The organism is Endozoicomonas numazuensis, assembly GCF_000722635.1.
In the GTDB taxonomy this organism is placed as follows: Bacteria; Pseudomonadota; Gammaproteobacteria; order Pseudomonadales; family Endozoicomonadaceae; genus Endozoicomonas_A; species Endozoicomonas_A numazuensis.
Genome location: NZ_JOKH01000007.1, coordinates 42,635 through 52,754 on the forward strand (window position 1 = coordinate 42,635; position 10,120 = coordinate 52,754).

The 10,120-nt window shown below is 46.4% G+C and carries 14 protein-coding genes; 1 reads left to right on the forward strand and 13 read right to left on the reverse strand.

The window, feature by feature from the left end; all coding sequences use genetic code 11:
* Positions 1-16 precede the first annotated feature (16 nt).
* The 9 genes from GZ78_RS22400 to GZ78_RS22440 all read right to left on the reverse strand — a co-directional run bounded on the left by GZ78_RS22400 (position 17) and on the right by GZ78_RS22440 (position 6,299).
* The gene (locus tag GZ78_RS22400; RefSeq protein ID WP_034841264.1) at positions 17-439 is read right to left on the reverse strand and encodes a type IV pilin protein; all 423 of its coding nucleotides are present in this window, start codon (positions 437-439) and stop codon (positions 17-19) included.
* Positions 440-495: 56 nt separating this feature from the next.
* Complete coding sequence (locus tag GZ78_RS22405) at positions 496-1,776, reverse strand: pilus assembly protein (RefSeq protein ID WP_034841267.1); 1,281 nt, start codon at positions 1,774-1,776, stop codon at positions 496-498.
* Positions 1,777-1,834: 58 nt separating this feature from the next.
* The gene (locus GZ78_RS22410; protein WP_034841269.1) at positions 1,835-2,182 is read right to left on the reverse strand and encodes a PilC/PilY family type IV pilus protein; all 348 of its coding nucleotides are present in this window, start codon (positions 2,180-2,182) and stop codon (positions 1,835-1,837) included.
* Positions 2,183-2,398: 216 nt separating this feature from the next.
* Positions 2,399-3,724, reverse strand: a complete 1,326-nt coding sequence (locus GZ78_RS22415) for an IS701 family transposase (protein ID WP_081870000.1) — start codon at positions 3,722-3,724, stop codon at positions 2,399-2,401.
* 167 nt (positions 3,725-3,891) lie between these two features.
* Positions 3,892-4,302: a hypothetical protein gene (locus GZ78_RS22420; RefSeq protein WP_236631658.1), complete on the reverse strand. Its 411-nt coding sequence runs from the start codon at positions 4,300-4,302 to the stop codon at positions 3,892-3,894.
* Between the two features lie 79 nt (positions 4,303-4,381).
* Positions 4,382-4,675 (reverse strand): hypothetical protein, encoded by a 294-nt coding sequence (locus GZ78_RS22425; protein ID WP_034841277.1) that lies wholly within the window; start codon positions 4,673-4,675, stop codon positions 4,382-4,384.
* Between the two features lie 86 nt (positions 4,676-4,761).
* Positions 4,762-5,040, reverse strand: coding sequence for a hypothetical protein (locus GZ78_RS22430; protein ID WP_034841280.1), 279 nt, complete (start codon positions 5,038-5,040; stop codon positions 4,762-4,764).
* 2 nt (positions 5,041-5,042) lie between these two features.
* The gene (locus GZ78_RS22435) at positions 5,043-5,231 is read right to left on the reverse strand and encodes a hypothetical protein (RefSeq protein ID WP_034841282.1); all 189 of its coding nucleotides are present in this window, start codon (positions 5,229-5,231) and stop codon (positions 5,043-5,045) included.
* A 447-nt stretch (positions 5,232-5,678) separates the two neighbouring features.
* Positions 5,679-6,299, reverse strand: coding sequence for a DUF2269 family protein (locus tag GZ78_RS22440; protein WP_152558895.1), 621 nt, complete (start codon positions 6,297-6,299; stop codon positions 5,679-5,681).
* Here GZ78_RS22440 and GZ78_RS22445 point away from each other — a divergent pair.
* On the forward strand, positions 6,267-7,520 hold the full coding sequence (locus GZ78_RS22445) for an ISL3 family transposase (RefSeq protein ID WP_034834897.1): 1,254 nt from the start codon (positions 6,267-6,269) through the stop codon (positions 7,518-7,520). The genes GZ78_RS22440 and GZ78_RS22445 overlap by 33 nt on opposite strands.
* Before the next feature lie 304 nt (positions 7,521-7,824).
* On the opposite strand, the gene GZ78_RS22450 is transcribed toward GZ78_RS22445, so the two are convergent.
* From GZ78_RS22450 to GZ78_RS22460, 4 genes are all read right to left on the reverse strand, one after another.
* Positions 7,825-8,133 (reverse strand): hypothetical protein, encoded by a 309-nt coding sequence (locus GZ78_RS22450; protein ID WP_051786462.1) that lies wholly within the window; start codon positions 8,131-8,133, stop codon positions 7,825-7,827.
* A 4-nt stretch (positions 8,134-8,137) separates the two neighbouring features.
* Entirely contained in the window at positions 8,138-9,061 is a 924-nt protein-coding gene (locus GZ78_RS27830; RefSeq protein ID WP_081870001.1) for an IS4 family transposase, read from the reverse strand.
* Positions 8,992-9,516 (reverse strand): hypothetical protein, encoded by a 525-nt coding sequence (locus GZ78_RS27835; protein ID WP_051786464.1) that lies wholly within the window; start codon positions 9,514-9,516, stop codon positions 8,992-8,994. The genes GZ78_RS27830 and GZ78_RS27835 overlap by 70 nt, the downstream gene beginning before the upstream one ends.
* Before the next feature lie 378 nt (positions 9,517-9,894).
* On the reverse strand, positions 9,895-10,120 hold a 226-nt coding region (locus GZ78_RS22460), incomplete at its 5' end, for a WD40 repeat domain-containing protein (protein ID WP_236631659.1).

A 10,120-nucleotide genomic window follows, 5' to 3' on the forward strand; every position in this document is an offset into this window, starting at 1 on the left:
TTTAATGACTATGGGTTTACCAGCATCCAGTTGAAGCTGTAGCAATACTGTTAAAAGCAGCTTTTGCACCCAGATGATTCAAAGTAAAGCTTCGGCAGTCAGTATCTGCAAACTGGCTACTGCTGCTAATAGCCGTAGCTGTTAATGTATAGGTGGTATTCGTAGCGGTGACAGAAAGGGTGTAGTGACCGTCAGGCGAAGTGGCACCACCAAGATTGTTGATCTCAGTGGTATAGGCATTGTCATAGGTATAAAACTTTTCTTGTTCTGCAGCGGCGATCGTCAGGGCTATATGAGCATCAGTCCTGCGGCTTTCAAAAACATACTGTTGATAAGATGGAATAGCTACAGCGACAATAATGCCGATGATTGCGACGACGATCATCAGTTCAATCAGGCTGAATCCATGGTCTTTGATCAACGCTTGCTGGTTGTCCATAACTCAGATCCTTCGCAATTTTTTCTTCTTACTGGGCTGTCTTCACTATAGCGTGGTTATCTGGGGATATTAAATATTTGCCGCCAGGATTGTCGGCCATCATCCGTCAAGGTGTATTCCAGATCGGTACTGGAAATATTACCGGCCCCTCCCTGAATGATAATACTGGTGTTGCCATCACTGCCCTGGTGGATCACAGGAGCGGGAGCAAGACCGGCTCCCAGGCTGATTTTCTTATTGGATACTGTGTCGTCGGTAAATCCATCAGGAGTGAGGACTTTCTGAATGCTGGCGGGTATTGCAGTACCGGTTTGATAATGAAGTGCGTTCAGGAAATTGGTGCCATCTACCAGACACTGGTCGGCAGGCGGCTGATATTCAGTGAACAGTAATAATGCGAAAGCATTGGCTGGCGAACTCACACTTTTACCACCTGGATTGGTTCCGTCATAGATCAAACGGTTTTTCCAGCCGGCTTGGGTAGTCAGCGCACTGCGCAGGGATTCGAAACTATTCACTGTTGTAGCGGGTGTCACGGTAAAGCTGGAGACCAGGTCTCCATCCGCTTCTACCTGTATGTCAGTGGTATCGATCAGACTGCTGAAGGGCACCGTACCGTATGAGAAGACTCCACTGAGTGTGGGCTCTTTGATACCAAAGAAGTATTCCTGCTGGGTATTGCGACTGTCAGACTGGGTTACTTCACGACCACTGCCCACAAAGACCCAGCGCTCGTTATCACTGTTGGTGACGGCTGAAGGTCTGGCGATAATAGGTCGTTGAGGTCGGGTCAATGTCCCCAGTGTCCAATTTGAGGTCAGGGGGTCTTCCAGATTGATTCTTAACAGCTCACCGCTGAGATTGCCCGAGGTTTCAACGCTGCCAAAATAGGTGGCGTCGTCATAATAATCCTGATTCCAGTCAACAGTGGCCATATTGCCGGCGTAAGCAGTGGATATTCCACTGTCCATCGGGTCAAAGGTGCTGAGAAAACTTTTGTTTTTCAGATCATAGACGAACACTTTCATGTTTTGATCACTGGTGGCGTTGTCCAGAGCTTGTCGTATACCACTCAGACCAGCACCGGTAGGGCCTGAGCCAAAGGCCAGATACCAGTTGTTTTCTGCAGGAAAATTAAAATCGCCAGAGGCATTGGATTGACGGCGTTGTATCACAACAGGTCGGTTGGTAGTAAAGCCCGGTTCCGGTTGGGTGATCTCTGCGAGCAGTTTGGGCGGTTTTTCCGGATTAGTGATATCCAGCATGACGTAAGCTGAACGCATTGTCCGGGTCACACTGTTCACATTAACATCAATAGGGCCTCCTCCCAATCGCATGCCCATGACCAGCACGGTTCCCCACCCCTTCGGGTAACAGGTTCATCGGAGTATAGGCCTAGAGCTCTCCACCCAGAGGGTGCTGAGACTCTGCAGCCAGGCTCAAGTCAAAGCGCTGGTTCCTATCATTCCAGAAACCGGCATTAAAAGCATGGATCATACCGCCATTGGCACCGACATAGACAACCTGACGACGGTTCTCATAATGATTCTGGAACTCTATAAAGGTGGTGTCGTTGCTGTTAAACGGCTTGCTGTCAGAGTAATACCCTTCGGGTTTGGAAACGGCGATCGGGTTAGAATGGATAATATCCCCCAGTCGCCAAACTTCCAGATCGCCGTCATTGTCATAATCGACGGAGCGGGAACGGTAACCGGTTTGGTCTTCACCCCGAATATACTTCACCAGCTTATCTGACTCTGAGGTATTTATACCCAGGTAACCGCTGTTGGCTCCTGAGAATGTACTGGAAACAAAAGCTTGTTCTTCACCTGAGTCCTCAGGTTTAGAGTTTTAAAAACATGAACGTTCGGTAAAATATTTAGGATGTAGACAACCAACACCGCCAGGCGTAGGACGCAAACCTGCCTGAGCTCATTAAATAGCTGCTTTTGCGTTCAGTTATGTTGCTTTTGGCAAAATGCTTCCCGAACGTTCGTCTTTATCTGGTAATTCCAGCTCTAATTTTTGCTCATATCGGTTCCAGCAGTCACGAATTTGAAACTGCGGAATAATCCAAAACATTGCGCGCCTAAGCGTTCCGGCTGTGACGGTATCCGGGAGCCTCCAGGCGATTTTGGCTATTGCAATAGCCGCTGGATTTTGACAAATGGTCAGTAATTGCATCAATGCATACCCCGCCATTTTTATATGCATCCATCGCAACACTGTTCTGAGCCTTCGTTGCCACAAATGTTTACATCCGAATTCGTGTTTCAGCTGTTGAAACATGGGCTCTATAGGCCATCTCAGCGAGTAAGCCAAAAGCACCTCATGGGCTTCCAGGTCAGGATTAATCGAGAGAAATAATTTGGTTTCTGTTTGTCCCTTGTCATTTTCGAAGCGACTCCAGACGACACGGACAATACGACCTTTCAGAAAACGGGCACGGCAAATACAGGAACGGAATGAGACGGTCCGGTATTTTCTGTAAAGCCAGACAGTCATCATGGTTACCGGTAACTTCTCTACTTCCTCGGGCGTCATTTTGGCACCATAAATACGCTTGCGTCCTTTCCGCTTAAAGGGAGAAGGTGGGTTTGCTTCAACAGGAAGCGCATAAAGTGCCCGGTTCTTGGGGATATGACCAATGACTTCGTAACCCAGTTCGAGTGCGGGTTGCATCCTGGGGCCATTCATAAACCAGCTGTCAGTGAGCAGCCGCAGTATCCGCCCCTGAAGGGACTGCCGTACAGATTTAAGCATGGCTTTTGCCATTTTAATCTTGCTGATGTTTCCTGATTTGGGAGACGGAAATGCCATCACAGAAATAGCTGTGTGCACTTTGTCTGATGGCCGCTGGAAGGCAATCGCCAGAAAAACCCAGCATTGACCAGGGATATAAAGACCACGGTTCTTTTTCTTGCTGTGCTGGCGATGTATTCTGCATGCCGGAGCTTTGGCAGAGCACCGCTCAATTGTCAGGTCGTCGAGGATAATGGAAGTGATCTGGCCGTCAGGTACTTTGGAGCAAACCAGCAATATCAGACGGTGGGCCAGATCTCGCCATCGCCACTTGCCCTGTGAGACCCAATGGTGATAGCTGCTCCAGACGTTTTCATATTGAATTACCAGAAGGGCTTGTGTAAGAAACCCTTCACCAGAAATCATACTCCCCAGAAGCAACTCGCAGAACGTTGGTGCCGCAATTGATGATAGCGCGCCTGTGAGGAATGTCGTATATAAAGAAAGCTCCCGGAGGATAACTTTCTGTTCTGAAGTGAGCATGGCAAACGTTCCGTTGTGATAATCAGAACGGTTGCTTAGCTTTATTCGAGTTCGAAAAATATAAAACGTTAGTGCTTATGATTCTCTAAACCCGAGGATTGCTTTTCCTCAGCTTTAGAAAAAAAAGCACTACAAAAGCAGTGCTTAATGTATCTCTTTTTTAGGCTCTAATCTTTCGTCTTTTGAGTATGCTCTGTAGGCTGTACCACAAGGTCGTAATACTCAAAGGTTGAAAAGATATTAAAGGAATCAGGCAGCTCATGAGTTAGTTTTTCGAGTTTTTCTATTCCTATTAACGATATTACTTTTCTTCGTTGTTCTTCATTGTCGCTCACTATGGATGCAGTCAATTCTATTGCTTGCTCAAGAGGTTGATTGTCGCCTGTTCTGCCTGCATTTTCGACTTGCTTGTACAGTTCTTCTTTCAAGCTTTCCCTGTCGCATTCATATCCATTGTTAAGGTTCAAGTACAAGAGAGCATTTCTCTGTGTGTCCTTGCTCTCTGTGAAAAGCCAGTGGTCTTTGGGAATGTCGATAACGTCCTTATCGCACTGTCTTTCATAGGCTTTTACTGTCAAACTCAGCACCAGTAAAAATAGGGCTGAAAATAGTTTAACGAGTTGCATTGACTACACATTTCCAGAATTGTCGGTTTTTTTAATCATGAGGATTCATGGCTTCCATACTGGCGATGTCTCCTATTTTTCTTTTGCTAAGGGCATCCACCTTACTCATCACTTTCTCGAACTCATTCCAGTCATAAGTCAGCGCGTCATAAACTTCCTTGTGCTTCGGGCTGGGCTCTATAAAAATTTTGTAGAGTGGAACGGTTGCTACCAGTGACTTTAGTGCCCATGAAAGTCTTGTTTGTTTTTCTATTTTTTGTAGAGCCAGAATAGTTCTGGCATTTGGTTTTAAGTCTTTGATATCACAGTACTTGAAGTAATCCATTACCCCCTTCCTTGTGAATCTGATTGTTTTAGCGTGTGTTGTGTAAGTGATTCTAAGGGGATTATTGTGCAGAGTGAATACTGCACTTAAAGTATCTCTCTAAGAGCCTTCAAAACCTTCTCCGGCGGTAACTCTGACCCCAGCTGCAATAAGGCCTTAACCACCTTGGTCTCCGATACCTTTGAATGACTGATCCCATTCACCGCCTGGGTGATCTGCTTAAGGTTGGCTATATCATCCCCACTCAGTCGGAAGCTTTTGGGTGTGGCGGTTGTCTTTTGAGTATGAGTAGTGACCACGCCTGCCGGTTTAGTGGCGGGTTGCTGGCTACCCAGTTTACTGCTGCCTTTTTTCAGTTTGCCCATGGTTAACCCTCCAATCCTGAAATCTCTCGAGTCAGCGCTTCAAAGTCTGCTGTACCCTTACTGCGTGTATGAAAAGTGAAAACCGGTTCACCATTAATCGCTGCCTGGTTAATGGACTCGGTCTTGTTACCTCCGGCTATTAACGACCCCAAATCACCGGTTTGAAATGACCTCTCGATTAACCACTTCATGGCCGATTCCCATAGTGTTACCAGCACTCAGGGAAAAGAGCCATGATCAACCGAGAGGATTACCTTATGATAAAGCAAGCCAGAGAAAAAGGCTGCTATCTTGAGCAAGAAAAAGCAAGAAAACAAGAAAACAAGAAAGAAAAAGGACATCCATAAAAGAACGGCTACAATCTGGACACCCATGAACGATCAGAAGGCGTAGCTCTGGACAATGGATACATTACCATCAGTACCATTGATGCCCATATTCAAGCAGGAATAGCCAAGAAAGCACTCACCAGAGCTAAACTAAGCCCCCTGCCATAACCCAATAACCTGAAATGTTCTCTCTGATGACTGTTATCAGTATAGGAACGACAGCAGTCGTCAGAGATGAAACCGTTTCAGCCTGAATGAATATCAATGGAGCGACCCGTGTAATCGCAATACATCTTATTTTTTATTGCTTTAGACCGTTTTGGTGATGGCAAACCACATAATTGCCATCACAGAAACAGGGATAGCTACCAGAGCAATGTAGGTAAACGTCTTGTGATAAAAATGGATGTATGCGTTTTCTCGCTCCGACAGCCTGTTACCGGAGTTACGCTTATTAATGAGCTTCTGAATTTTCCAGTTTCCAAGCCACACATCGACTACTTCAAGCGGTACAACAATGAGCAGAACGATAGCCAGTTTGTAATGAAGCCATTCCAGGCTGAAAAGGTGATAGGAATAGGCCAGCATAAAACCGGATGCGAGCAATGAAACAAAGGCCAGATGCTCAAGGGTAATGGTGAAAAAGAAAACCTTGTAGATCAGTGAGGTCGTTGCAGATAACTCCCCTGCTTTTTGCTGAGAGTATCGAAGCACCAGCCAGGAACCCAGTGCAGGCCCAAGCCAGAGAATGAGAGACCCCAGGTGGATCAGTTTTAAAATACGGCTCTTCAGGGATAACTGTGGGTAAAAATGAACAGATTTTGAGATAAAAGCATCAGTAGCAAACTTTTGATAGTTTTTTGTTGATGGACAAAAAAACAACAAAAGTGACCACTGATGCTGATTAAAACTATCCTCAATAAAGTTCATAAACTCAAGTCATTTGTTTATCAAGATGTAAAGCTCGGCTTCTATCAAGGTTCTGAAGTATTCAATGTAACCGTTGTTCCACGAAAGAACAGTCACGCTATCTGCTCAGGATGCCAGAAGCCTGCTCCTGGCTATGATCATCTTGCTGAACGTCGCTTCGAGTTTATCCCTCTCTGGGGCATCAGGGTTTTCCTGCTCTACATAATGCGACGGGTGGAATGCAATTCATGTGGTGTAAAGGTTGAACAGGTTCCATGGGCTGATGGCAAGAAGGAGCTGACCAAAGTTTACATGCAGTTCCTCGCACATTGGGCAAAAAAGTTATCGTGGAAAGAGGTTGCCAGTAGTTTCAGTACTTCATGGGAGAAAGTCTTTCATGCTGTTGAGTACGTTGTTGAATGGGGAAAGGCCCACCGTACACTCGATAACGTCAGGGCTATTGGCGTTGATGAGGTTGCCTACCAGACAGGCCATAAATACCTGACTGTCGTTTACCAGATTGATCGCGGTTGCACACGATTATTGTGGGTTAGTCAGGAGCGTACAGAGGCTACGATTCGAAGCTTCTTCGCTTTCTTTGGTACGGAGCGTAGTCAGCGATTGGAGTATGTCTGCTCTGATATGTGGAAGCCCTACGTAAAAGCCATCGCGGAATGTGCCAGTCAGGCACTGCACATCCTGGATCGCTTCCACATCGTGGCCATGTTGAACAAGGCTATTGATGAAGTCCGGGCATCTGAACATAAGCAGCTACAGGCCGATGGTTATGAGCCTGTTTTGAAAAAAACACGCTGGTGCCTACTCAAGCGCAAAGAAAACCTCACAGAGAAAGAAGAGATAAAGCTGAACACCGTGCTTCAGTACAACCTGAAAAGCGTCAGAGCCTACCTGCTCAGAGAAGAATTTCAGGCATTCTGGGAGTACATTTCACCACATTGGGCGGAAAAATATCTGGATCGTTGGTGCACAAGAGTCATGCGATCAAAGATAGAGCCGATGAAAAAAGTTGCTAAAACTGTTCGACGACACAAGCCTCTCATCCTGAACTGGTTCCGGGCAAAAAAGGCGTATTCCAGCGGTATTGTTGAGGGTCTGAATACCAAGATAAAACTCACTACGAGAAAATCATACGGATTCAGAACCTATAAATGCGCAGAAATCGCTTTATATCATGCACTCGGCAAGCTGCCTGAACCGGAAATGACCCACAGATTTTACTGACGAGGCTAAAATACTGTATGTCATTATTTTTTGAACAGTGTATGAGCGATAAGAAACATCCAGAACGTACTCAAAAACATGCTGGATGCCGTAAATATTTCAGCCCAGAACATGGACTCGAAGAGCACTGAACCCGAGAGACAAATCCCTAGGAGGCTGACCGAGAATAGCGTCCGAGCATAAAATTCAGTAGAACGAGTCAGCTTTTTCACTGAATTTGTGCGAATAGTTGACCTATTTAAGCAAATTCAGTGGAAAAGATGGCCGTTCTTTCTGGATTTTAGGCCGGGCTGTCTATTCTCGGTCAGCCTCCTAGCAGCCATGCAACGATACCAATCGCAGCCATAGGATGGGAGATCGATTTTTGTCTGATCAGAAGCAGAGTTAAAATCAATCCCCCCATGTTATACAACCCATTGCCAAGAAACCCCGTAAGATGCATAGCCAGCTGTTCAAGAACGGCCAGGGTCTCCAATGAATAATCAGCTTGAATGCCCAGCGGAATAATAAAAGCATAAATCACCTCGGCTGTTAAATCCGGAGCGATCCCCAGTGCCACTAAACCAAGACCAAATGTCTTAAAGGCAGAGGAGTGAATATAGTGCAATGGCACTGACTTAAGCCGCCTTTCCTTGGCACTGCTTGAGTCTACGAGCCTGAGCTCTTGGGTGCTGTAGCCTTTTGTGTGGCTTTGGGCGTCTCTTGACAGCCCTTGGCTCTGATCTTCCTGGACGATTGCCAACGACATGTTGGCCGATTATCTCCAACATGTTGGCAACCTTCTCTTCAAGCCAGTCACCGGATGCCCCCAGCAATGTCTGGTGAAAGGATACAAGTGTTTCCTGTGCCGCTTTAAAACTGATTTCTCTGGGAGTCTTTCCAATGTGTTCTGCTGTTTTGCCCATAAGGGCACGTACCACATTGTAAACCAGTAGGTTAACCGAGATTTCTTTTCTCACCATTTCCGGGCTTTTGCAGCGCAGCATGTCCATTTTCATTGTCGTTTTGATCACGTCAAAGTCAGTCTCGACATGCCACCGTTTCAGATACAACGCAATAATTTCAGTCCGGGGGTATTCTTCGGCATCCAGCAAAGTGGTAACAATGGTACGACTTTTATTTCTAACCGCACGAATCACCAGATCTTCAGGCATCTGGTCGTAAAGTTCCTGGCTCATCCATTCCGGTCTGGCCGGTCGCTTTAGCTTGAACAACCCGTCTTTGCTGGCCAGCTTTTGATAGCACTTCCTGAAGTCAATAATCCGTGATCCGTTTTTCTCGAACACAACGTCAGCCTTAGCCTGAAGCACCAAAGCCAGCAGGAAATAATTTTCAAAGTTGGCATCACCCAACAGGATGTCGCCCACACGAAGTTGAAACATCAGCCTTCTGAGTAAGGCTTGTTCCCCAGTTTCTTTACCCTCATAAGGAGCTACCGCAAAGTCCAGTAGTGCACCACTGCCCAGACATATCAGAACAAGAATCCTGAGAATGGGGAAACCGAGCCCTTTTTTTGGGTGCTGGGCTGTGGGTATTCGTATTGGTTTTTCTCAGTATCTGGCATCAAAAGTGTTGAACCATCAGTCATCAGAACCCGGCGTTGATGCCAGTGGTATAACTCCGGTGAAGCATCGTCAAGGTTGTTGCCTGACGTGGTAAGCAACGTCTTTATTGACTCTTCCGTCAACCGCTGTCGTGCTTTGGTATACGCACTGGTTTCCGTATTCGATGGTTTGTTGCCCCTGACGGCCTGATCCCTAGCCTCATCAATAAGGGCATGTCGGCATGACTTGGTATCGCTAGCAACCTGCCTCATGAACAGGGTTAAGGTTTTGAGTGGAGGAAAATCTCTGGCTCTGAAGCCCTGATAACTGGCTTGAAAGGTGTTGAGGTCACTTGGGGTAAGAATCGCTGACAATGCGTCATTTCCAGTCTGGGCAAATTGGCGGAGACAGTCATCAGCGAGTGACTGAAACTCTGGGCTACACTTGGTCATGGCTTGCTCGGGGAGAGGAAAATATTCATAGACTTTTATAGTCGTTTTTCTTCTCGGGCAAGTCTTGGTGTATCAAGGATTTATCCTTAAGTCAGTGCCATTGGTTTATAGCCTTGTCGATAAACTTTGCTTTTTTAAGGCTTGGCTCACTTGTATTCAAGCTCTCGTGACGGGGCTCTTTTCCTTGTAGATTTACTAGCATTGTTTGTTCTTCTAACCCTTCTAATGATTGCAACTGGCTTATTCCCTGCTCATGAGAGTAAGACTTTCTGGTGACTGTTAAGTTTCTGCCGCAGAGTAACAAGCTGGTAAGAACACATAACAAAAGTTTCCAGGGACTGCACCTGCGGTGCAGCCCCTGAAATTGGCGTTAGGTGTTCACGAATTATCATGATTCTCCTTACTTTTTAACACCCAGACTTTGGCGGTATTATCGCGAGAGGCTGTCACAAGGTAGTTTCCATCGGGGCTGAACCTGATATTGGTCACCCCGTCAGGATCCTGGATGGTGGCTTTTTCCTGCCATTGACCGTCGACAAGCCCCCAGACTTTGGCGGTATTATCACTAGAGGCTGTCACAAGGTGGTTTCCATCGGGGCTGAAG

Coding starts and splice junctions, on each gene's coding strand:
- GZ78_RS22400 (WP_034841264.1), bottom strand. CDS start 439: ATGGACAACCAGCAAGCGTTGATCAAAGACCATGGATTCAGCCTGATT.
- GZ78_RS22405 (WP_034841267.1), bottom strand. CDS start 1,776: ATGCGATTGGGAGGAGGCCCTATTGATGTTAATGTGAACAGTGTGACC.
- GZ78_RS22415 (WP_081870000.1), bottom strand. CDS start 3,724: ATGCTCACTTCAGAACAGAAAGTTATCCTCCGGGAGCTTTCTTTATAT.
- GZ78_RS22425 (WP_034841277.1), bottom strand. CDS start 4,675: ATGGATTACTTCAAGTACTGTGATATCAAAGACTTAAAACCAAATGCC.
- GZ78_RS22430 (WP_034841280.1), bottom strand. CDS start 5,040: ATGGGCAAACTGAAAAAAGGCAGCAGTAAACTGGGTAGCCAGCAACCC.
- GZ78_RS22435 (WP_034841282.1), bottom strand. CDS start 5,231: ATGAAGTGGTTAATCGAGAGGTCATTTCAAACCGGTGATTTGGGGTCG.
- GZ78_RS22445 (WP_034834897.1), top strand. CDS start 6,267: ATGCTGATTAAAACTATCCTCAATAAAGTTCATAAACTCAAGTCATTT.
- GZ78_RS22440 (WP_152558895.1), bottom strand. CDS start 6,299: ATGAACTTTATTGAGGATAGTTTTAATCAGCATCAGTGGTCACTTTTG.
- GZ78_RS27835 (WP_051786464.1), bottom strand. CDS start 9,516: ATGACCAAGTGTAGCCCAGAGTTTCAGTCACTCGCTGATGACTGTCTC.